The sequence below is a fragment of the Pseudomonas sp. genome (genome assembly GCF_040514055.1).
Lineage (GTDB): Bacteria > Pseudomonadota > Gammaproteobacteria > Pseudomonadales > Pseudomonadaceae > Aquipseudomonas.
Window position 1 is genome coordinate 107,029 of record NZ_JBEVDL010000014.1, and the last position, 22,394, is coordinate 129,422.

Genomic DNA, 22,394 nt, shown 5'->3' on the forward strand with positions numbered 1-22,394 from the left:
TGACGTGGACGAAAAAAAACCCGGCTCCGCACAGGCGGGAGACCGGGTTCGGGTCTGCTCGGGGCGAGCCCGTTACAGTTTGATCTCGACGTAGGCCTCGTCGCGAATTTGCCGCAGCCAGGCTTGTACTTCTTCCTCGTACTTGCGGTTGCGCAGCAGGTTCATTGCTTGTTGCTCGCGGAACTGCGCGCTGCTGTCGGTGGCGCGACGGCCCATGACTTCCAGCACGTGCCAGCCGTAGGCGGTCTTGAAGGGCTTGGACAGTTCGCCGCTGGGCGTGCTGGCCATCATCGCGCGGAACTCGGGTACCAGCGCATTGGGATCCACCCAGCTAAGCACGCCGCCATTGAGCGCCGAACCCGGGTCCTCCGAGAAATTCTTCGCCAGCTCGGCGAAGTCTTCCCCGGCCTTGATCCGCTCGTAAAGACGCTCGGCCAGGCGCTGGGTTTCTTCTTCGCTGCGGATTTCGCTGGGCTTGATCAGGATATGACGAACATTGACTTCGTCGCGTACCTGGGTGTCGCCGCCGCGTTTTTCCAGCAGCTTGAGCATGATAAAGCCGCCCGGCGTACGTACCGGCTCGGTGACTTCGCCCACGGCCAGGGTGTTGATCATGCTGTCGAACGGAGGCGGCAGTTGCGCCGCCTTGCGCCAGCCCATTTCGCCGCCTTCCAGGGCGGTTTCACTGGCGGAGCGGGCAATCGCCAACTGGCCGAAATCAGCGCCCTGGCGCAGCTGTTCGTGAAGCTCCTTGGCTTGACGCTCGGCGGCCTGGATTTGCGTTGCCGAAGCCCCCTCGGGCACCGCAATCAGCAGGTTGGCCAGGCGGAATTCCTGGGACAGCTGCATCTTGCCCATGTCCGAGGCAAGAAAATTCTTCACTTCCTGGTCGGTAACCTGAATACGTTCGGCGACGCGCCGTTGACGCACGCGGTTGATCACCATTTCGCGACGTACCTGCTCGCGCGCGTCCTCATAGGACAAGCCGTCCTGGGCCAGGGCTGCGCGGAACTGCTCGCTGCTCATGCCATTGCGTTGGGCGATGGTGCCGATGGCCTGGTTCAGTTCTTCGTCGGTGATGCGAATACCCGAGCGCTCACCGGTCTGCAGCTGGATGTTCTCGATCACCAGGCGCTCGAGCACCTGCTGTTGCAGGACGTGTTCGGGCGGCAGCGCCGCGCCGCGCTTGCTCAGGGTCTGTTGGACTTCGCGCAGGCGCGTGTCCAGTTGGCTCTGCATGACCACGTCGTTATCGACGATGGCCACGACCCTATCGAGCGGTTTGACCTCGGCATGCGCCGAGGTGGCGAGGAACAACGTGCCCAGCAGCAGTGGGCGCAGACAATCAGAAAGCTTGATCTTCACGTTCACGATAACCTTGAATGCCTTGGTCGAGGAAACCCTCTACCTTGTTGCCGACCACGCCGCCCAGACCCTTCAATACGATCTGCAGGAAAATGCCGTGATCGCCTTGTTCGTTGAGGTCAGGGTTGAGGCTGACTTCGTCATAGTCGACCCAGTAGCGGTTGATCAGGCGCAGTTTCCAGCAGCAGCTGTCGTACTCGAAGCCACCGAAGGCCTCCAGCGTGCGGTTGCGGTTGTAGTCGTACTGCCAGCGGCCAATGGCGCTCCACTGCGGCACGATCGGCCAGATGGTCGACACGTCGTGCTGGCTGATCTTGTAGTAGTCCTTGATGTAGTTCGGCGCGCCCGGTACCCCGAAATCGCCGCTGCCCACCACCCAGTTACCGGTCGACTGGTCGAAGCGGACGGTGTCGTTGCGGTAGCGGTAACCGGCGTTGACCACCTTGTTCGGATTGGCTTCGGGCTGGTAGTGGAACATGGCACTGCCGGAGCGGGTGCTGTGGGTGTCCTTATCCCAGTTGAAGTCCGAACTGAAGCGCCAGTCGCGGTTGAAGCGGTACAGGTATTCCAGCGCATAGGGTGACAGGCTGGTTTTGGCGTCGTCCCGGGTGCGGTAGTCGATGCCCGGCAGTTGCACTTCGCGATCCGCCAAGTGGTAAGCCTGGCCAATGCTGAAGCGCTGGCGCTCGAAGCCGTTCTTCTCGATCCAGCGATTGGTTACGCCCAGCGAGATCTTGTTCTCGTCGCCGATACGGTCTTTGCCGGAGAAGCGGTTTTCACGAAACAGCGAGGCATAGTTGAACGTGTTCTCGCCGGTGTCGAACACCGGAATGTCGTCCTGCTCTTCCTCGGGTACATAGAGGTAGAACAGGCGCGGCTCGAGCGTTTGCCGGTAGGGTTTGCCGAACCATTCGGTATTGCGGTCGAAATACAGGCCGCTGTCGACACTGAGCAACGGCACGCCACGGTCCGGGGCGTCATCGTAAGTGCCGACTTGGCTGCGGCCGATGGAGTCCAGCTCCAGGTCGTACTGGGTGTAGAGGTACTTGACCTGGGGTGTCACGTAACCCCAGGTGGCGCGCATCGGCAGGCTGATGCCAGGTTCGAGGTGCGCGCGGGTACCGTTGGCGCGGGCCAGGCCGCGCAGGTTGTTGTCGTACCAGCTTTCCGGATTGCCGTCTTCGTTGATGAAGTCGCCGCTGCGCAGGTCGCGGTCAAAGCGCACCAGCTCGGTGCCGTAGTTGAAGTTGAGGCCCGCTGGATTAAACGGCAGCGTGCCATCCAGGCTGATTTGCGGCAGCCGGTCGTAGGGGGTGATGTCGGTTACCGTGGCACGTTCGTAGGCATGCGCATTCAGGCGCGCTCGGTAGCTTTCGCCACGGTAGGTCAGGGCGCCGCGCTGGTCGACGAAATCCGGGGTGTCGATGCCCAGGTCGGTGCTCAGGTCCTGAAAGTAGTAAGGGTCGCTGATATCGGTGTAATCGACCTCGGCCAGCAGGCGCTCATCCAGGCCGCCCTTGTGCTGCCAGCTGTACATCCAGCGCGTTTCTTCGTAGTCCGACTGCAGCTTGCGATCGTCGTTCTCGTCGTTGAGGAAGGCGGCGCCCAGTTGGCCCTCGCTGCTCGGGGTCAGGTAGCGCCCTTCGCCTTCCATCATCAGCCCCCGGTCCGTCATGTAGGTCGGATACAGGGTGGCGTCGTAGTTGGGCGCCAGGTTGAAATAGTAGGGCGTCTGCAGCGTAAAACCGCTGTCGCTGGAGGAGCTGATGCTCGGCGCGAGGAAGCCGGATTGGCGACGGTCGTCGATGGGGAAGTACAGGTACGGTGTATAGAACACCGGGATGTTCTTCACCCGTAAGGTCACGTTGGTCGCCGTACCGAACCCGGTCGCGGGATCCAGCTTGATATTGTTGCCTTTGAGGTGCCAGGCATTGTTACCCGGCTCGCAGCGGGTGTAGGTGCCGTCCTTAAGACGGATCACCGCGTCTTCCTGACGCTTGGCGTACAGCGCGTTGCCGCGCACATGGCCTTTGTGCAGCACGTACTCGGCGTTGTCGATCTGCGCTTCGCCGTTGTCCAGTTGCAGCTCGGCGCGGTCGCCCACCACCAGCATGCCCTTGTCGCGCAGGCGCACGTTACCGATCAGTTCGCCCTTGTTCTCGGCCTGACGCAAGTTGGCTTCGTCAGCCTCGACCTGCATGCCGGCCTGGCGCAACACCACGTCACCGGCCAGGGTCGCCACCTGCTGTTCCTGCTCGTAGCGCGAGGCCTTGGCGGAAACGAACATCGGGGCTTCGTCCCGCGGCGTTTCGTCGTTCATGCCCGGGCGTACCGGCTCGACATAGTTGCCGGCGCAGTAGGGGCCCGTTTCGGCCAACTGAGCTTCGGTGAGCTTTTCCCGTGGCACCCAGTCCAAGTGACTGTAATCAGCGCTGCGCGAGCTCAGGCCTTTGCCCTGGGCTTCGGTGACCAGGATGGCGGTTTGTGTTTTATCGCCCGCGCTGGTATCACTCGTGCCCTCGGCTGCCGTACCGGCAGTCGAGCTCACCGCGTTGGTGCTGTGCACCGGGCGCGGCGGCACAGCGGCCGGCGTGCTTTTCGGCGCGCAAGCCCAACCGCCGGAGGCGCCTGCCTGGCAGTCGAACTGCTCGGCGGCACCCACCAGGGAAGCGGCCAGGGGCTGCAGTGCCAGCAAACTGCCGGTCACGATCAGCGGGAATTTTTTACGAAACGCGGGGTATTTTACTGCCATCTGTTAGTCCGGGCTTCCTGCGCGCATGAGCCCCAGGGGGCCGCACGCCTCTCGATGGGCTGAAAAAGATGCTGGATAATAAAGCATGACCCGCGCAACGGCTAGCGCCGTCGGAGACCCTTGCAATGCCTGATGAAGATAGACGTTTGGACCAACTGAACCACTGGCTCACGCCGCAGCTGCAGGCGCTCTACGCCCGCCAGGGCTGGGGCGCGGTGCCTTCGGCGAACCTTGTGCCGGCCAGCAGCGATGCCAGTTTTCGCCGGTATTTTCGCTGGGAGGGGCAAGGCCGCAGTTTTATTTTGATGGATGCGCCGCCGCCCCAGGAAGATTGCCGCCCCTTTGTTCAGGTCGCCGAGTTGTTGGCCGGAGCCGCGGTGAACGTGCCCCAGGTACTGGCCGCCGACCTGCCGCGAGGGTTTTTGTTGCTCAGTGACCTGGGTCGGCAAACCTACCTGGACGTGATCGATGCCGAGAATGCCGATGCCTTGTTCGACGACGCCCTGCAGGCGTTGTTGGCGTTCCAGCAACTGCCGTTGACGGCGCCACTGCCGCAGTACGACGAAGCCTTGCTGCGCCGCGAACTGCAGTTGTTTCCGGACTGGTACCTGCAGCATGAGCTGGGCCTGCGCCTGGACGGTGAACGGCTGTTGGCCTGGCAGCGCCTGTGCGACCTGTTGATCGCCAGCGCGCTGGCGCAGCCCAAGGTGCTGGTGCACCGCGACTACATGCCGCGCAACCTGATGCACAGTGACCCCAACCCGGGCGTGCTGGATTTTCAGGACGCGGTCTACGGGCCGGTGACCTACGACGTCACCAGCCTGTTCAAGGATGCCTTCCTCAGTTGGCCGCCGGCGCGCGTGCAGGGCTGGCTGCTGCGCTATTGGCAGCAGGCACAGGCGGCCGGTATCGCGGTGCAGCCGCAGTTCGAGGATTTCCTGCGGGCCAGCGACCTGATGGGCGCGCAGCGGCACCTTAAAGTGATAGGTATTTTCGCGCGCATCTGCCACCGCGATGGCAAGCCGAGGTACCTGGCCGATGTCCCGCGCTTTTTCGCCTATTTGCACGAAGTACTGATGCGTCGGCCGGAGCTGTCCGACCTGGCGCTGCTGCTCGACAGCCTGCCGCCGCCCACGAGTGCTTCAACATGAAGGCCATGATCCTGGCGGCGGGCAAGGGCGAGCGTATGCGCCCCCTGACCCTGCACACGCCCAAACCCCTGCTGCCGGTGGCGGGCACTCCGTTGATCGAGTACCACTTGCGCGCCCTGGCGGCGGCCGGCCTGACCGAGCTGGTGATCAACCACGCCTGGCTCGGTCAGCAGATCGTCGAGCATCTGGGTGACGGCCAACGCTTCGGCGTGCGGATTCGGTACTCCGCCGAAGGCGAGCCGTTGGAGACCGGCGGCGGTATCTTTCGCGCGCTGCCGCTGTTGGGGCCGCAACCCTTCGTGCTGGTCAACGGCGATATTTGGTGCGACTACCCCTTTGCGAACTTGCCGGTCCCGCTCAACGGGTTGGCGCACCTGGTGCTGGTGGACAACCCCGAGCACCATGCCCAGGGCGACTTCGCCCTGGTCGACGGCCGGGTGCGGGACGCCAGCAGCGCGGGGCCGAACCTGACCTACAGCGGTATTGCGATCATCGATCCGCGGCTGTTCGCCGGTTGCAGCGCCGGCGCCTTCAAGCTGGCGCCCCTGCTGCGCCAGGCGATGGCCGAGGGACTGGTCAGCGGCGAGCATTTTCGCGGGCGCTGGGTGGACGTCGGCACCCCCGAACGCCTGGCCCATGTCGAGCGTCTGCTCGGGACGCCGCTCTAGTGATCTGGCCAGCCACCTGGCTCGGCGCGGCGGCGGGGCTGGCCCTGGCCAGCATTCCGGGTGCCCTGCTGGGCGCTGTGCTCGGGCAGGTGCTGGACCGACGCCTGGCGATCGGCTCCTGGGGGAATCTGCTGCAGCGCTTGCAGCGCGTGGTGCAGCCGGACAACGACCTGCTGTTCGTCTTGCTCGGTCATCTGGCCAAAAGTCAGGGCCAGGTGTTGCCGGTGCATATTCAGCAGGCCCGTGCGGAGATGCGCCGCCTGGGCCTGGATGAGGCGGCGGAACGGCGGGCGATCGCCGCGTTCGGCCGTGGCAAGACCGAGCGCCTCAAGGTGCGTTGGCCCCTGCGGCGCCTGCGCCACCAGCCGGCGATGGCCGAGGCGCTGCTGCGCGCCTGTTGGCGCATGGCGTGGGCGGACGGTCGGGTACCCGCTCGCGAGCGGGAACTGATCGCGCAATGGGGGGGGTGGCTGGGTCTGGGGCGAGAGGCGTTGGACGCGCTGGCCAACGAGCAGGCCCCGCAGCGTGCCATACGGCGTGGCCAAAGCAGCTATCAGCAGGCCCTGGACCTGCTCGGAGTCGGCGCTGACAGCGAGCCGGCGCAGGTCAAGGGCGCCTACCGACGCCTGCTCAGTCGCCACCACCCGGACAAGGTCGCGGGCAGCGGCGCCTCCCCCGAGCGGGTGCGTGAGGCCACGGACAAAACCCGCGAGTTGCATCAGGCCTATGCGCTGATCCGCGAGCGCCAGGGTTTCTAAGCCGGCCCCTCGTTGGCGTGGTTTCAGGGCGACGTGGCGCCCGTGATCTGCAGGGTCAACCAACCGCGGATGCGCCGATAGAGTTGCTCCTGTTCGGCCGCAGGGTTACCGGGCAGGGCTTTCATCGCCACCTGGATATAGGCCGGGTGCTTCTGTCGTTTACCGGCCTGGGCCCGTCTGAGCGCGGCGTTGCGGTCTTGCGCCTGGTCCTTGTAGTAGAAGTCCCCGGTGGGCAGCTGCAGCGCCGGTACCAGTTCCTCCAGCGGCGGGCTGAAACCGACCGGTAGCGAGGCTCCTACCATCAGCAGGTTCTTGACTTGCGCGGGCTTGCGTTCGGCCAGGTAGCGGGCGGCCCAATAGGCGCCGCTGCCATGGCCCAGCAGCACGATGCGCTTGGCTTGCTGCTGCTCGGCAAACGCGATAGCGGCCTCGATGCGCGCCAATACCCGTTCGGCATGCACCTTGTTCTGTTCCTCTGGGGTGAGGAGCGGGGCAGGTGTCGGTACGGCGCTGGCCTCTGGCTCGCTTGCAGCAGCATCCGCTGGCGTTGTCGCTGCGGCCTCGGTTCCCTCGGCAGGCGTGGCTGCCTCCGGCGCGGTGGGCGCTGGCGCTGAGGCGGCGCCGGCCTCGGCGCCTTCGGGCGTGGCCCCTGCGGTCTCGGCCTCGGCAGAGGCCGGCAGTACATGCACGGCCAGTGCTGGAACCGGCGGCGGTGGCGGCTCCTTGGGGTCCGGCAAGCTCAGGCTCAGGCTGTGCCAGCCGGCATTGGGCAGCTTGTGCCGCAACGGTGAAATCGCCTGCGGCCAATCGGCGGTTTCCCCGTCCCCGGGCAGCAGTATCACCAGCCCGCTGGGCTCGCCGACATTGGCCGGTTGCCAGAGCGCCAGAAAGCTTTCGGTGGCGGCCTTGAGTTGTTGCTGTTCGCCCACGGGCAGCTGCCGTTCCAGGGCGACCGCTTCGGCCTCGCTGCGTTCGCCGGGAGTTTCCCGCGGCGTTGCCGTGGCCGCGCCTTCGCCTTCGCTGGGAGCGGGTGTCTGCGCGGCTGGCTCGGCCGCTGTTTCGGCAGCAGGCGGGGCGGTGGGCGTATTGGCGACGGGGGCGTCCTCGCCCAGCACGGGCAGCGACAGTGGCAACAGCAGCGCCAGGCACAACAGCGCCTGTGTCGAACCTAGGGGGCGGGGCATGGGTTACTGTCCAGGTCGGGAAAAGGAACAGCCTACGGGGTAGGCGACAACTTGTCAGGACGGCTGAAGCGGTCCCTGAGTTAAGGTATAGCTGCTGGCCTTCGAAGGGTCCCAACCGTGCGGTATTTTCACATGAGTCGATGGGGATGGTTAGGCCGGTTGGGGGTGTGGCTGAGCTGCCTGCTGCTGCCGCTCGGCACAGTGGCGGCATCGGGCTTGGTGCTCGAGCCCGAGCAGCGAGCCTGGTTGCAGGAGCACCGCCAGCTGCGCGTCGGACTGCTGTTGCAGGCTCCTTATGCACAGTTCGACCCGCGCTTGCAGACCCTGTCCGGACTGAACGTGGAGCTGGCCACCTGGTTGGCCCAGGCCCTGCAGGTCGAATTGCTCTGGCAGCGTTACGACAGTCCGGAGGCATTGCAGGCGGCTGTACGGGCAGGCCAGGTCGACCTGGCGCCGGGCCTGACTCAATCCCCGGCGGGACTGCGCCTGTGGGCGTATTCGGCGCCCTATATGCGTGTGCCGCACCTGCTGGTCGGTGCCCGTAACGGCACCACGGCCCTGGACCTGGATACCCTGGGCGGGCGCCAGCCGATCGCGGTCAAGACCCCCAGTCCCGCCGCCGAGTACCTGCGCGGAACCTACCCCAACCTCGAGCTGCAGGCGGTCGTCTCGGAGCGGCAGGCGCTGCAGGCATTGCGGGGGCAGCGGGTGAGTTTCGCCGTGGTCGATCAGGCGCAGCTCAGCCGGCTGTCCCGCGAGAGCGAATTCGCCGGCCTCGCCGTGGTGGGCGATATCGGCTTGCCACAGCTGTTGCGCGTCGGTTCCCGACGGGATTGGCCGGAGCTGGCGGCGGTGGTCGAGGCGGCCCTGCGCAGCTTGCCGGCCAAGGACCTGGAACAACTGCATGGGCGCTGGCTGGCGCCTAAATACCCGGCGCTGGACGATGGCTCTGCGCTCTGGCGCAACCTCAGCCTGCTGCTAGGGGGCCTGCTGCTGCTGTGTCTGGCCGCCTGGGCCCTGGGCCGGCGTCAGCAGCGGGAGCTGGAGGCGCGCCTGGTGCACACCCGCCAGGCGCTTGAGGCCCAGGCGATGACGGAGGCGGCCTTGCGCCTCAGTCAGTTTTCCATCGACCAGAGCACGGTTGGCATCTTGTGGGTCAACTGGGACAGCCACGTGCGTTACGCCAACCGCGCGGCGCAGGCCATGCTCGGCTACGGGCCCGAAGGGGTGATCGAGCGGCCGCTGGCCGAGTTCGAGCCGAGCCTGTCCATGGACCGCTGGCTGGCACTCTGGCGGCGGGCGCGGCAGACCGCCGAGGGACCGCTGAACTTCGAGACCCAGTGCCTGCGCGCCGACGGTAGCCTGCTGCCCGCCGATGTCTCGGTGAGTTTTCTGCGTTTTCGCGAGGCCGAATACCTGGTGGTGTTCCTGACCGACGTGACCGAGCGGCGAGGTGCCCAGGCCGCCCTGCAGGAAAGCGAGGCGCGCCTGCAGGGCATTGCCGCCAATGTCCCGGGGCTGGTGTTTCGCCTGGCGCGGGAGCGGCCCGGGGCGTCGGGGGAGTTCGCCTTTATCAGTGCCGGCAGTGAAACCCTGGTGGGCTATTCGGCCAGTGATTTGCTGGCGCCCGACCGTGGGCTGCGTAGCTTGGTGCATCCCGAAGACCGCGACAGTTACCACCTGAGCCAGGACCAGGCGCTGGCGGACGACAGCGACTGGCATTGGCAAGGGCGCATCCTGACCCGTGCCGGCGAACAGCGCTGGGCCGATATCCGTGCGGTGGCACGGCGCCTGGAGGCCGGGCGGGTGGTGTGGGACGGCATCCTCTGGGATATCAGCGAGAGCAAGCGTATCGAGCTGGCCCTGGCCGAATCGCGGACCCAACTGCGCGACTTGTCGGCGCACCTGGAAACCGTGCGCGAGGAGGAAAAGGCTCATATCGCCCGGGAAGTGCATGACGAGCTGGGGCAGGTACTGACCGTGCTCAAGCTGGAGACGGCCATGTGCGAGCTGGCCTATGCCGAGCTCGATCCAGGACTTCAGGGGCGGCTGGAGCACATGAAGCGCTTGATCGCCCAGCTGTTCCAACTGGTGCGCGACGTGGCCACCGCGTTGCGCCCGCCGATCCTCGATGCCGGCATCGCCTCGGCGATCGAGTGGCAGGCGCAGCGCTTCGAGGCACGCTCGCAGATTCCCTGCCTGGTGCAGGTGCCCGAGCAACTGCCGAGCCTGGCGGACGCCAAGGCGGTGGGGCTGTTTCGCATCCTGCAGGAAGCGCTGACCAATGTGCTGCGCCATGCCCAGGCGCATACTGTGGAGCTGAGTCTGACCCTGGAGGCGGGGGCGTTGTGCCTGCGGGTCAGCGATGATGGCTGTGGCTTCAACCTCGCTGCCGAACGACCCACCTCGTTCGGCCTGGTCGGCATGCGTGAGCGGGTGTTGATGCTCGGCGGCGATCTGAGCCTGGCCAGTCTGCCTGGCCAGGGTACCCAACTGAACGTGCGCATCCCCCTGGATTGAGGAGAGAAACCCAATTGATTCGTGTACTGGTCGCCGAAGACCACACCATTGTGCGGGAAGGCATCAAGCAACTGATCGGCCTGGCCAAGGACCTGGTGGTGGTGGGTGAGGCCAGCCATGGCGAGCAACTGCTGGAGATCCTGCGGCACACACCCTGCGAGGTGGTGCTGCTGGATATCTCCATGCCCGGGGTCAACGGCCTGGAAGCGATTCCACGGATCCGGGCCCTGCCCGAGCCGCCGGCGATCCTGGTGTTGTCCATGCATGACGAGGCGCAAATGGCGGCCCGCGCACTCAAGGTCGGCGCGGCCGGCTACGCGACCAAGGACAGCGAGCCGGCGTTGCTGTTGACGGCCATCCGCCGGGTGGCCGGAGGCGGTCGTTACATCGATCCGGCGCTGGCCGATCGCATGGTGTTCGAGGTCGGTCTGACCGATTCACGGCCGTTGCATAGCCTGTTGTCGGAGCGCGAATTCTCGGTCTTCGAGCGTCTTGCCCAAGGCGCCAACGTCAACGACATCGCCCAGCAACTGGGCCTTAGCAGCAAGACCATCAGCACCCACAAGGCCCGCCTGATGCTCAAGCTGAAGGTGCACTCGGTAGCCGAACTGGTCCGTTATGCCCTCGAGCAGCGCTTGCTCTAAACAGGCTCGAGGTGTCTGGCATGGGCGTTCCAGATAATCCCGGGAGTTCCCTTGACGGGCGCCGCGTGGTAAATCTGCCGCGCGATCGGTGAATCAAGAAGCCAACCGAGCCTGTTCGAACAGGCCACTCCGATTGCTGATTGGCGCCCGCGGGTGGCCGTCGCACGACGGTGCCCCAGCGCCCTTATGCAGTTCTCTAGGAAGGGGATGTCAGGATGTCTAGGGCAGTGAGGGGAGGGCTGGTATTGGCCCTGATGGGCAGTGCCGTGCCGGCATGGGCCGATTTTGTCACGGTGATTTCCTTCGGTGGCGCGAACAAGGATGCCCAGGTCGAAGCGTTCTACAAGCCGTTTAAGGCCAGCAGCGGAACCGCGGTGATTCGCGGTGCCTACAACGGCGACCTGGCCAAGCTCAAGCAGATGGCTGAGCTGAGTCACGTCTCCTGGGACGTGGTGGAAGTCGAGGCGCCGGAGCTGGCCCGCGGCTGCGCCGAAGGGTTGTTCGAGAAGTTCGACGCCAGTGCCCTCGGCGATGCCGCTGACTTCGTACCCGGCGCGATCCAGCCCTGCGGGGTCGGGATTTTCGTCTGGTCGACCGTGCTGGCCTATGATCGAGCCAAGTTCCCGCAAGCACCCACCGGCTGGAACGATTTCTGGGACCTGAAAAAATACCCGGGCAAACGCGGCCTGCGCTGGGGCGCCAAGTACAACCTGGAGTTCGCCCTGATGGCCGATGGCGTCGCGCCCGACCAGGTGTACCAGGTGCTGGGCAACCGCAGCGGCGTGGACCGGGCGTTTCGCAAGCTCGACGAAATCAAGTCCAGCATCGCCTGGTGGAAAGCCGGCGCCGAGCCGGTACGGGCGCTCAGCGATGGCAGCGTGGCGATGAGCTCCGCGTACAACGGGCGAATCGCCGCCGCGCGCAGCGTGACGCCGACCCTGGACCTGAGCTGGCAGGGCAGCATCTACGACTTCGACTTCTGGGCCCTGCCCAAGGGCGCGTGGAAAGGCGAATTGGCGCGCCAGTTCGTGACCTTCGCCAGCCAACCGCAACAGCAAAAAGCCTTCTCCGAGCACATCGCCTATGGGCCGGTGAACCAGCGTGCCATCGCCTTGCTCGATCCCAGCGTGGCCGCCGGTCTGCCCACATCGCCGCAGAACATGAAACAGGCGGTCGGCATGGACGTCGGGTTCTGGGCGACCCAGGGCCCCGAACTGGAGAAGCGCTTCGAGAGCTGGGCGGCCCGCTGAGTAGGTGCGTGCCTGATTACGACTGCCACCCCGGTGCGCTGGACTATGCTAGAGCAGCCGTTGCACGGCTGCCGTCCAGTACTCCGGCAGCGTCATGCCCAGGTGCGACAGGCGTGTAGGGCAATTCCTACGACAGCACGGCTGGGCGGCTGATGGCAATCTCTCCGGCCGCCCGATTTGCCGAGCGACAGGGTTTCTTTAGGCTGTCCCGAACGGCATGAACAAGAACAAGGTGCACTGATGGCCGATGTGAATTCGAGAGTGGGCGACACCGATTTTCTGGTCAGTTTTCGTGGCGTGCAGAAAAGCTACGACGGTGAAAACCTGATCGTCAAAGACCTTAACCTGGATATTCGCCAAGGCGAGTTCCTTACCCTGCTGGGGCCTTCCGGCTCCGGCAAGACCACCAGCCTGATGATGCTGGCCGGATTCGAGACACCGACCGCAGGCGAGATCCTGCTGGCCGGCCGCTCGATCAACCACGTCCCCCCGCACAAGCGCGACATCGGCATGGTGTTTCAGAACTATGCCCTGTTCCCGCACATGACCGTGGCGGAGAACCTGGCGTTCCCGCTGTCGGTGCGTGGCATGAACCGCACCGATGTGCGTGACCGGGTCAAGCGGGCGTTGTCGATGGTGCAACTGGATGCCTTCGCCAGCCGTTACCCGGCTCAGCTCTCCGGTGGGCAGCAACAGCGGGTGGCGTTGGCCCGGGCGTTGGTCTTCGAACCCCAGCTGGTGCTGATGGACGAGCCGCTGGGGGCGCTGGACAAACAGCTGCGTGAGCATATGCAGATGGAAATCAAGCACCTGCACCAGCGCTTGGGCGTGACCGTGGTCTACGTGACCCACGACCAGGGCGAAGCCTTGACCATGTCCGACCGGGTGGCGGTTTTCCATCAGGGCGAAATCCAGCAGATCGCCGATCCGCGCAGCCTCTACGAATCGCCGAAGAACACCTTCGTCGCCAACTTCATTGGCGAGAACAATCGCCTGCAGGGTCGGTTGGCCAGCCGCGACGGCGAGCATTGCCTGGTCGAGCTGGAGCGTGGCGAGCGGGTCGAGGCACTGGCGGTGAACGTCGGCCAGCCGGGCGAGCCGGTGACCCTGTCGATTCGTCCGGAGCGGGTGCTGTTGAACGCCGCCAGCGAAGCCTGTCGCAACCGTTTTTCCGGCCGCGTGGCCGAATTCATCTACCTGGGCGACCACGTACGGGTGCGTCTGGAGCTTTGTGGCAAAACCGATTTTTTCGTCAAGCAGCCAATCGCCGAACTGGATCCCGCCCTGGCGGTTGGCGATGTGGTGCCGCTCGGCTGGCATGTCCAGCACGTGCGTGCGCTGGACCCGCTGACGGTCGAGTAGACCTGGCAATCCGCCTTTTTTCCAACCAGCACTGTGGAGCGTACAAGAATGTCAAAAAACCTCACACTCACCACCCTGGCGTTGGCGCTGACCTGTGCCGTACCGGCCATGGCCGCCGACCTGACGGTCATCTCCTTCGGTGGCGCGAATAAAGAGGCGCAGGCCAAGGCCTACTATGCGCCGTTCGAAGCGGCCACCGGCAACAAGATCATCGCCGGCGAGTACAACGGTGAAATGGCCAAGGTCAAGGCCATGGTCGACACCAACAGCGTGTCCTGGAACCTGGTGGAAGTCGAGTCGCCGGAGCTGTCCCGCGGCTGTGACGAAGACATGTTCGAAGAACTGGACTACGCCCAGCTCGGCGGCAAGGACGACCTGGTGCCGGGCGCGGCGCAGCTCTGTGGCGTCGGTTTCTTCGTCTGGTCCACCGTGTTGGCCTACAACGCCGACAAGCTCGCCAGCGCCCCCAGCGGCTGGCCGGATTTCTGGGACGTGAACAAGTTCCCGGGCAAGCGCGGCCTGCGCAAGGGTGCCAAATACACCCTGGAATTCGCCCTGATGGCCGACGGCGTCGCGCCCAAGGACGTTTACACCGTGCTCGCCAGCAAGGACGGCCAGGACCGCGCCTTCAAGAAACTCGATGAGCTAAAACCGTATATCCAGTGGTGGGAAGCCGGTGCCCAGCCGCCCCAGTACCTCGCCTCGGGTGACGTGGTGATGAGCTCGGCCTACAACGGCCGCATCGCCGCCACGCAGAAGGAAGGCAGCCATCTGAAAGTGGTCTGGACCGGTGGTATCTACGACTTCGACGCCTGGGCCATCCCCAAGGGTGCGAAGAACAAGGACGAGATCCTCAAGTTCATCGCCTTCACGCTCAAGCCCGAGCAGCAGAAGATCTATTCGCAGAACATCGCCTACGGTCCGGTCAACACCAAGGCCGTGGCCCTGCTGGACAAGGGCCTGCTGGCCGACATGCCGACCACCCCGGAAAACATCAAAGACCAGGTGGCCATGAACGTCACCTTCTGGGCCGACTTCGGCGAAACCCTGGAACAGCGCTTCACCGCCTGGGCCGCCAAGTAATAGCCGCCCGGCCCCTGTCCTTGCACCGTCAAGGGCAGGGCGCCGAGGGGTGTTAGCCCTATTGTCCGTGACCGCGCGAGCGGTCCGATTTCCGGAGTTCGTTTATGGCCATCGCCGCGCCCCTGACCGAGGTCGCGGGCCCCACGCTGAAACAGCGTCTGGCCCGTGCCGAGCGGACCAATCGCCTGAAGGCCCAGGCGCTGATCCTGCCGCTGCTGCTGTTTCTGGTGCTGATCTTCCTGGTACCGATCGCCGCCCTGCTCTACAAAAGCGTGGCCAACCCCGAGGTGGTCGCCAGCCTGCCGCGTACCCTGCAGGCGATCAGCGCCTGGGATGGCAAGGGTTTGCCGACCGAGGCCGCCTACCAGGCCCTGAGCCAGGACCTGGCCGAGGCCCGTCAGCAACAGAAAGTCGGCGACTTGTCCAAGCGCCTGAACATGGAACTGGCCGGCTATCGCAGCCTGCTGGCGAAAACCTCACGGGCATTGCCCTTCGAACCCGCGCCAGCGGCGTACAAGGACGCCCTGGAGAAGCTGGATGAACGCTGGGGCGATCCGGCCTACTGGCAAGTGATCCGCCGCAACAGCAGCAGCGTCACCCCCTATTACCTGCTGGCCGCCGTCGACCACCGCATCGACGACCTGGGCGAATTGGCGCCGGCGACGCCGGACCAGTCGATTTACCTGGGCATCTTCGCCCGGACCCTGTGGATGGGGCTGGTGATCACCTTGCTGTGCCTGGTTTTGGCCTACCCGTTGGCCTACCTGTTGGCGAACCTGCCGTCGCGGCAGAGCAACCTGCTGATGATCCTGGTGCTGCTGCCGTTCTGGACCTCGATTCTGGTGCGCGTGGCGGCCTGGATCGTGTTGCTGCAGTCCGGCGGACTGATCAATGGTGCATTGCTCGGCCTGGGCCTGATCGATAAACCCCTGGAGCTGGTGTTCAACCGCACGGGGGTGTACATCTCGATGGTGCACATCCTGCTGCCGTTTATGATCCTGCCGATCTACAGCGTGATGAAAGGCATCTCGCCGACCTATATGCGTGCCGCTATTTCCCTCGGTTGCCATCCCTTCGCCAGTTTCTGGCGGGTGTATTTCCCGCAAACCGTGGCGGGTGTTGGCGCCGGCTGCCTGCTGGTGTTCATCCTGGCGATCGGTTACTACATCACCCCGGCTTTGCTGGGCAGCCCGAACGATCAGATGGTCAGCTATTTCGTCGCCTTCTACACCAACGTCACCATCAACTGGGGCATGGCCACCGCGCTGGGCGGTTTGCTGCTGCTCGCCACGCTGGTGCTCTACGTGGTGTACAGCTGGCTGGTCGGCGCCAGTCGCCTGCGCCTGAGTTAATCCACCGGAGCCGTTTTTATGCTGACGCCTTATCTGTCGCCGATCGAACGTGTCTGGTACTACAGCCTGCGCATCTTCTGTGCCCTGGTGCTGCTGTTCCTGATCCTGCCGGTGCTGGTGATCATTCCCCTGTCGTTCAACTCGGGCAGTTTCCTGATGTACCCGCTGCAGGGGTTCTCCTTACGCTGGTACGAGGATTTCTTCGCGTCGGCCGAATGGATGCGCGCCTTGCGCAACAGCCTGATCGTGGCGCCGGCCGCCACGGTCCTGGCCATGGGCCTGGGGACCCTGGCCGCCATCGGTCTGACCCGCGGCGAGTTTCGTGGCAAGGCCCTGGTGATGAGCCTGATGATCTCGCCGATGGTGGTGCCGGTGGTGATAGTCGGGGTGGCCAGCTACCTGTTCTTCGCTCCGCTGGGGCTGGGTAACAGCTACCTGTCGTTGATCCTGGTGCATGCCGTGCTGGGCGTGCCCTTTGTCATCATCACGGTGTCGGCGACCTTGCAGGGTTTCAATCACAACCTGGTGCGGGCCGCGGCCAGCCTGGGTGCCTCGCCGCTGACCGCCTTTCGCCGGGTGACCCTGCCACTGATCGCCCCCGGGGTGATTTCCGGTGCCCTGTTCGCCTTCGCCACCTCATTCGACGAAGTGGTGGTCACCTTGTTCCTTGCCGGCCCCGAGCAGGCGACGTTGCCCCGGCAGATGTTCAGCGGTATTCGCGAGAACCTCAGCCCGACCATCGCCGCGGCGGCGACCTTGCTGATCGGCTTTTCCGTGTTGCTGCTGCTGACCCTGGAGTGGTTGCGTGGGCGCAGCGAGAAACTGCGCACGGCCACGCCGCAAGGTTGACCGGGCGCCCGTTGCGGGCGCCTGGCCACGGCCGTCAATGATGGCCGTGGGCTGCGCCGCCGTTACCGTCCGGTAGCGCGATACGCACGTTCTGCATCATGCCCTGGTCCTCGTGGTCGAGGATGTGGCAGTGCAGGACGAAGTCGCCGATGTAACGCTCGTAGCGGGTGCGGATCACCACCTGATAAACGCCAGCCACGCCACCGCCGATGTTCTTGACGAACAGGGTGTCCTTCCAGACGCCCTTGAGGCCGGCATATTGCGGGTCGATGATCGGGTTGCCCTGTTTATCCTTCTCGAAGTTGTCCACGGCACCGGGCGCGCTGACATCGGTCTTGCCGTCCGGGGCGATGATCTTGACCACCTGGAACGGGTTGACGTGGATATGGTAGGGGTGGCTGGCGCGGGTCGACTTGAGGGTCCACTCGTCCACGGCGCCGAGTATCAGCGTACGGTCGATGCGGTTGGCGTCATAGGGATTGCCGTCGACCTGGAAAAACACCTCGCTCGACTGGCTGGTGTCGATATTGAACGTCAGTTCCTGGGTGCCGGTCACCTGGTCGTCGGTGACGTCCGGGTGGGCGATAAAACTGCTGAGCTTGAGCCCGTCCTTGAGTTCAGCGAGCACCTTGGCCTTGACCGGCTCCGGCATATTGGCCTGGGCGGCAGCCAGCAGTTGCTCGCTGACGACCTTGGGGATATCCACCGGTGCCACCGGCTGCCCATCGGCCACCGGTGCCACTGGTTGCCCATCGGCCACCGGGATCATCCCGAGCAGCTGCGGCGACGGGGGTGCCTGGTTGACACTGGCTCCCGCCGACGCGGCGGCATCGATCAGGCAATAGTCGCCGGCCTCGGGGAACAGCGTGAGGGCATCCCAGCGGTAACCGGGCTGGAATACCAGCATGTCGGTCTGCACCGCTGCGGCGGTGGTCAGGCCGTCACCGGCCACCCGGAACAGCGGCAAGGGCTCACCGGTGCAGTGCTGGCTGATGTAGCTCGCATGATCGCCGGCCTTGAGATTGGCCAGTGGCGGTGCACCCGGCGCGCGCTTGCGCAGTTGCAGGGCGACGCTGTCGCGAATCCCGGCGTGGACCATGCGCCAGCGTTCAATTACCCCGGCGCGGGCGCCCTCGAAGGCATTCAGCTGATCACCGATGACCCGGCCGTTGATGCTGGTGTAGCGCCCGGAGGCGGGCCAACTGCCGGGACCGAACTGGTCGTAGTCGTCGATCGTGCCCTGGTCGTCGGGGTCGCAGCGGTAGGTGCCATCGGGGTTGGTCTTGACCTTGCCCTGGGCATCGCGGCAGGCGTACTGGATCTGCTGGAACACCAGCACCCGTTCGGGAAATGGCTGGTTGGCAATGGGTTTGAGCAGGGTGTCCAGGTCGCCGGTACCCTCCGGGGTCGGGGTGCGGGTACCGCGTACGATCAGCGCGCCCGCCATGCCGCTGGACACCTGGATGGCGGTCGAGCCGTGTTTATGCGGGTGGTACCAGAAGGTGCCGGCGGGATGGTCGGGCGGGATGTTGTATTCGTACTGGAAGTCGACGCCGGGATTGATCGAGACCAGCACGTTGTCGCTGTTGCCAGCCGGGTTGATCCACAGGCCATGGCTGTGCAGGTTGGTGCCATTGAAACAGTGCGGCAGGTTGGCGCTGCCGCCGCTGCCCATCAGGCAGGTGGCGTCCTTGGGCAACTGGTTGTGCAAGGTCACGCGCACGGTCTGCCCGGGAAAGGTCTCGATCATCGGGGCGATATAGGGCGCTTGCGGGTCGATGCCGGTGCCCTGGTAGCTGCGCAGGTGCACCTTGTCGTAGCGGTTGGTGCCGGGGTTCCACAGCTGGCCGTCGCTGAACTGAGCGGTCAGGTCGTACACCACATCATCCGCCACCGCGGTTTGCCCCAGGGGGGCGCGGGGGACCGCCAGCAAGGTCAGGCGCTTGGCGGCCCGCGGCTGTAAGGTTGGCGGGTTGCCTTGCTCGGCCAGCGGGTCGGGCGCCGGGTCCGCGGCGGCGGACAATGGCCAGCTCAGCAGCGCGCTGATCAGCAGGGCAACAGGACGTGGGCGAAAGGTGAGTGCAAGGGGGGGAACAACGTTCATGGGGAACTCCTTCCTGGATCGCATGACAGCGGCAAATGCCTTGCCGGGCAGGCCGTCGACAACCCATGGCCCAAAGCTACTGTAGAAGGCTGTGGCAGTGGGCGCGAATCTTCGCGACTACCCGCGCCATAGCCACGGGCTGACACAGGGCAACGCCAGACGGGCGTGTACAGGCTACAATCGCCGGCATCCTGTTTTGTCCCGAGGTCCGTCATGCAACCCTTTGCCATTGCCCCATCGATCCTCTCCGCCGATTTCGCCCGGCTCGGCCAGGACGTCGATCAGGTGCTTGCCGCCGGCGCGGACATCGTCCATTTCGATGTGATGGACAACCACTACGTGCCGAACCTGACCATCGGCCCGATGGTCTGCGCGGCATTGCGCAAGTACGGCATCACCGCGCCGATCGACGTGCACCTGATGGTGTCGCCGGTGGACCGCATCATTGGGGATTTCATCGAGGCGGGCGCCAGCTACATCACCTTCCACCCGGAAGCGAGCCAGCATGTCGACCGTTCCCTGCAGTTGATCAGGGACGGTGGCTGCAAGGCCGGCCTGGTGTTCAACCCGGCGTCTTCCCTGGACGCCCTGAAGTATGTGATGGACAAGGTCGACATGATCCTGCTGATGAGCGTCAACCCGGGGTTTGGCGGGCAAAAATTCATTCCTGGAACGCTCGACAAGCTGCGCGAGGCCCGCGCGCTGATCGAGGCCTCGGGACGTGACATCCGCCTGGAAATCGACGGTGGGGTGAACCTGGGCAATATCCGCGACATCGCCGCCGCCGGGGCCGACACCTTCGTCGCCGGTTCGGCGATCTTCAACACCCCGGACTACGCCGAGGTGATCGGCCGCATGCGTGCGGAACTGGCGCTTGCCCGCGCATGAGTGACCTGAGCGAGGTGCGTGTCGGTGGCTTCGAACAGCTGTTTCCCGGACGCCTGCCACGCCTGGTGATGTTCGACCTGGACGGTACCCTGGTGGACTCGGTGCCGGACCTGGCCGCGGCGTTGCAGCAGATGCTGCACGACCTTGGTCGGCCGCCAGTGGCCCTCGAGGCGGTGCGCGAATGGGTCGGCAACGGCGCGCGCGTGCTGGTGCGCCGGGCCTTGGCCGGCGGCCTGGAGCATGACGGCGTCGACGAGGCCGAAACCGAGCAGGCACTGGCCCTGTTCATGACTGCCTATGCCGACAGCCACAGCCTCACCCAGGTCTATCCAGGGGTGCGCACCACGCTCAAGTGGCTGAAAAAGCAGGGCGTGGAAATGGCTCTGATCACCAATAAACCCGAGCAGTTCGTCGCCCCCTTGCTGGATGAAATGAAGATCGGCCGGTATTTCCGCTGGATCATCGGCGGCGATACCTTGCCGCAGCAAAAACCCGACCCTACCGGCTTGCTGCAGGTGATGAAGATGGGCGGTGTGGCACCCCATGAGGCGCTGTTTGTCGGCGACTCGCGCAATGACGTGCTGGCGGCGCGCGCCGCCGGAGTGCCCTGCGTGGCTCTCAGTTATGGCTACAATCACGGCCGGCCGATCGCCGAGGAGTCGCCAGCGCTGGTGATCGGCGACCTGCGCGAACTCTTGCCGGGTTGCGTCGCGACAGGCGCTGAGATACCGTTGACGGACGTCATCCAACCCGTTTCCCGCCGAAGAGATTGCATCGTGGTGGTCACCCGCAAACATTGGTTTATCAAGTCCGGGATGAAAATCCTCAAGGCCCTGGCCCGCTGGCGTTGGCGCGCCTGATTTGATTCTGCCGGTCCCTGCCGGCGCGTTTGCCCCCGACCGATTCCCCTGTGCCCCGAGCCCGCGCCCAAGCAAGCGCAGGCCGCTTCGGGCCTGAGCCACGAGACCGATCATGATCCGCGAAGAATTCCTGCGCCTGGCTGCGGCCGGCTACAACCGTATCCCGCTGGCCTTCGAAACCCTGGCCGACTTCGATACGCCGCTGTCGATCTACCTGAAACTGGCCGACCAGCCCAACTCCTACCTGCTCGAATCCGTGCAGGGTGGGGAAAAATGGGGCCGTTATTCGATTATCGGCCTGCCCTGTCGCACTGTACTGCGCGTGCATGGGCAGCATATCAGCGTGACCCGCGACGGGATCGAACTGGAATCCCTGGACAGTTCCGATCCACTGGCGTTCGTCGAGGCGTTCAAGGCCCGCTATCGGGTGCCGAGCATCGCCGGCCTGCCGCGCTTCAATGGTGGGCTGGTGGGTTATTTTGGCTATGACAGCGTGCGTTTCGTCGAGCGCCGACTGGGTGACTCGCCCAATCCCGATCCGCTGGGCACCCCGGATATCCTGCTGATGGTGTCGGATGCCGTGGTGGTGTTCGACAACCTGGCGGGCAAAATGCACGCCATCGTGCTCGCCGATCCGGCCGAGGCCGACGGCTTTGAGCAGGGCCAGGCGCGGCTGCAGGAATTGCTGCAGCGACTGCGCCAGCCCATCACCCCGCGCCTGGGCGTCGACCTCAGTGTGCCGGCCGGTCCCGAGCCGCAGTTCCGTTCCAGTTTCAGCCGTGGCGATTACGAACAGGCGGTCGAGGCGATCAAGGACTACATCCTGGCCGGCGACTGCATGCAGGTGGTGATCTCCCAGCGCATGTCGATTCCCTTCAAGGCCGCGCCCATCGATTTGTACCGGGCGCTGCGCTGCATCAATCCGACCCCCTATATGTATTTCTTCAACTTCGGTGATTTCCACGTGGTCGGTTCCTCGCCCGAGGTGTTGGTACGGGTCGAGGACAGCCTGGTCACGGTGCGGCCGATTGCCGGGACCCGCCCGCGCGGCGTCAGCGAGGAAGCGGACCTGGCGTTGGAGCAGGATCTGCTGTCCGATGCCAAGGAGCTGGCCGAACACCTGATGCTGATCGACCTGGGGCGCAACGATGTGGGCCGGGTGGCCAGCACCGGCTCGGTCAAGCTGACGGAAAAGATGGTGATCGAGCGCTATTCCAATGTCATGCACATCGTCTCCAATGTCACCGGCCAGCTGCAGGAGGGACTCAGCGCCATGGACGCCTTGCGCGCGATCCTGCCGGCCGGGACCTTGTCCGGCGCGCCCAAGGTGCGGGCCATGGAGATCATCGATCAGCTCGAGCCGGTCAAGCGCGGTGTCTACGGCGGCGCCGTGGGCTACTGGGCCTGGAACGGCAATATGGACACCGCCATCGCCATCCGCACCGCGGTGATCAAGGACGGCGAGCTGCACGTACAAGCCGGTGCCGGCATAGTCGCCGACTCGGTCCCGGCCCTGGAATGGGAAGAAACCTTGAACAAGCGCCGCGCCATGTTTCGCGCCGTGGCCTTGGCTGAACAGACCCATCCCGCGGTAGAGGAGTAAG

At 64.9% G+C, this 22,394-nt stretch carries 17 protein-coding genes; 13 read left to right on the forward strand and 4 right to left on the reverse strand.

Features of this window, described 5'->3' with window-relative positions; genetic code table 11:
- Positions 1-72: 72 nt before the first annotated feature.
- Positions 73-1,365 (reverse strand): peptidylprolyl isomerase, encoded by a 1,293-nt coding sequence (locus ABWY06_RS04105; RefSeq protein WP_353924292.1) that lies wholly within the window; start codon positions 1,363-1,365, stop codon positions 73-75.
- Positions 1,346-4,117, reverse strand: a complete 2,772-nt coding sequence (locus tag ABWY06_RS04110) for an LPS-assembly protein LptD (RefSeq protein ID WP_353924293.1) — start codon at positions 4,115-4,117, stop codon at positions 1,346-1,348. The genes ABWY06_RS04105 and ABWY06_RS04110 overlap by 20 nt, the downstream gene beginning before the upstream one ends.
- Before the next feature lie 125 nt (positions 4,118-4,242).
- On the opposite strand from ABWY06_RS04110, the gene ABWY06_RS04115 reads away from it, so the two are divergent.
- Genes ABWY06_RS04115 through ABWY06_RS04125 form a run of 3 tightly spaced genes read left to right on the forward strand, consistent with a single transcriptional unit; the run spans position 4,243 to position 6,694 of the window.
- Positions 4,243-5,268: an aminoglycoside phosphotransferase family protein gene (locus ABWY06_RS04115; protein ID WP_353924294.1), complete on the forward strand. Its 1,026-nt coding sequence runs from the start codon at positions 4,243-4,245 to the stop codon at positions 5,266-5,268.
- Entirely contained in the window at positions 5,265-5,936 is a 672-nt protein-coding gene (murU, locus tag ABWY06_RS04120) for an N-acetylmuramate alpha-1-phosphate uridylyltransferase MurU (protein ID WP_353924295.1), read from the forward strand. The genes ABWY06_RS04115 and murU overlap by 4 nt, the downstream gene beginning before the upstream one ends.
- Positions 5,936-6,694 (forward strand): TerB family tellurite resistance protein, encoded by a 759-nt coding sequence (locus ABWY06_RS04125; RefSeq protein WP_353924296.1) that lies wholly within the window; start codon positions 5,936-5,938, stop codon positions 6,692-6,694. The genes murU and ABWY06_RS04125 overlap by 1 nt, the downstream gene beginning before the upstream one ends.
- Positions 6,695-6,717: 23 nt before the next feature.
- On the opposite strand, the gene ABWY06_RS04130 is transcribed toward ABWY06_RS04125, so the two are convergent.
- Positions 6,718-7,878 (reverse strand): alpha/beta hydrolase family protein, encoded by a 1,161-nt coding sequence (locus tag ABWY06_RS04130; protein WP_353924297.1) that lies wholly within the window; start codon positions 7,876-7,878, stop codon positions 6,718-6,720.
- Between the two features lie 132 nt (positions 7,879-8,010).
- Here ABWY06_RS04130 and ABWY06_RS04135 point away from each other — a divergent pair, with 132 nt between their 5' ends.
- The 7 genes from ABWY06_RS04135 to ABWY06_RS04165 all read left to right on the forward strand — a co-directional run bounded on the left by ABWY06_RS04135 (position 8,011) and on the right by ABWY06_RS04165 (position 16,938).
- Entirely contained in the window at positions 8,011-10,398 is a 2,388-nt protein-coding gene (locus ABWY06_RS04135; protein WP_353924298.1) for a PAS domain-containing sensor histidine kinase, read from the forward strand.
- A 14-nt stretch (positions 10,399-10,412) separates the two neighbouring features.
- A complete protein-coding gene (locus ABWY06_RS04140; protein ID WP_353924299.1) occupies positions 10,413-11,042 on the forward strand; it encodes a response regulator in 630 nt (209 codons plus the stop codon).
- Between the two features lie 215 nt (positions 11,043-11,257).
- The gene (locus ABWY06_RS04145; RefSeq protein WP_353924300.1) at positions 11,258-12,292 is read left to right on the forward strand and encodes an ABC transporter substrate-binding protein; all 1,035 of its coding nucleotides are present in this window, start codon (positions 11,258-11,260) and stop codon (positions 12,290-12,292) included.
- A 240-nt stretch (positions 12,293-12,532) separates the two neighbouring features.
- The gene (locus tag ABWY06_RS04150; RefSeq protein ID WP_353924301.1) at positions 12,533-13,654 is read left to right on the forward strand and encodes an ABC transporter ATP-binding protein; all 1,122 of its coding nucleotides are present in this window, start codon (positions 12,533-12,535) and stop codon (positions 13,652-13,654) included.
- Positions 13,655-13,702: 48 nt separating this feature from the next.
- Complete coding sequence (locus ABWY06_RS04155; RefSeq protein WP_353924302.1) at positions 13,703-14,737, forward strand: polyamine ABC transporter substrate-binding protein; 1,035 nt, start codon at positions 13,703-13,705, stop codon at positions 14,735-14,737.
- A gap of 104 nt (positions 14,738-14,841) precedes the next feature.
- Positions 14,842-16,089 carry an ABC transporter permease gene (locus tag ABWY06_RS04160; protein ID WP_353924303.1) on the forward strand — a complete coding sequence of 416 codons (1,248 nt, stop codon included), beginning with the start codon at positions 14,842-14,844 and terminating at the stop codon, positions 16,087-16,089.
- Between the two features lie 18 nt (positions 16,090-16,107).
- On the forward strand, positions 16,108-16,938 hold the full coding sequence (locus ABWY06_RS04165; protein WP_353924304.1) for an ABC transporter permease: 831 nt from the start codon (positions 16,108-16,110) through the stop codon (positions 16,936-16,938).
- Positions 16,939-16,972: 34 nt separating this feature from the next.
- On the opposite strand, the gene ABWY06_RS04170 is transcribed toward ABWY06_RS04165, so the two are convergent.
- Entirely contained in the window at positions 16,973-19,042 is a 2,070-nt protein-coding gene (locus tag ABWY06_RS04170; RefSeq protein WP_353924305.1) for a multicopper oxidase family protein, read from the reverse strand.
- Positions 19,043-19,255: 213 nt separating this feature from the next.
- Here ABWY06_RS04170 and rpe point away from each other — a divergent pair, with 213 nt between their 5' ends.
- From rpe to trpE, 3 genes are all read left to right on the forward strand, one after another.
- Complete coding sequence (rpe, locus tag ABWY06_RS04175; protein ID WP_353924306.1) at positions 19,256-19,930, forward strand: ribulose-phosphate 3-epimerase; 675 nt, start codon at positions 19,256-19,258, stop codon at positions 19,928-19,930.
- Positions 19,927-20,790 carry a phosphoglycolate phosphatase gene (locus tag ABWY06_RS04180; RefSeq protein WP_353924307.1) on the forward strand — a complete coding sequence of 288 codons (864 nt, stop codon included), beginning with the start codon at positions 19,927-19,929 and terminating at the stop codon, positions 20,788-20,790. Before rpe ends, ABWY06_RS04180 begins: the two co-directional genes overlap by 4 nt.
- 112 nt (positions 20,791-20,902) lie before the next feature.
- Complete coding sequence (gene trpE / locus ABWY06_RS04185; RefSeq protein WP_353924308.1) at positions 20,903-22,393, forward strand: anthranilate synthase component I; 1,491 nt, start codon at positions 20,903-20,905, stop codon at positions 22,391-22,393.
- Position 22,394 lies beyond the last annotated feature (1 nt).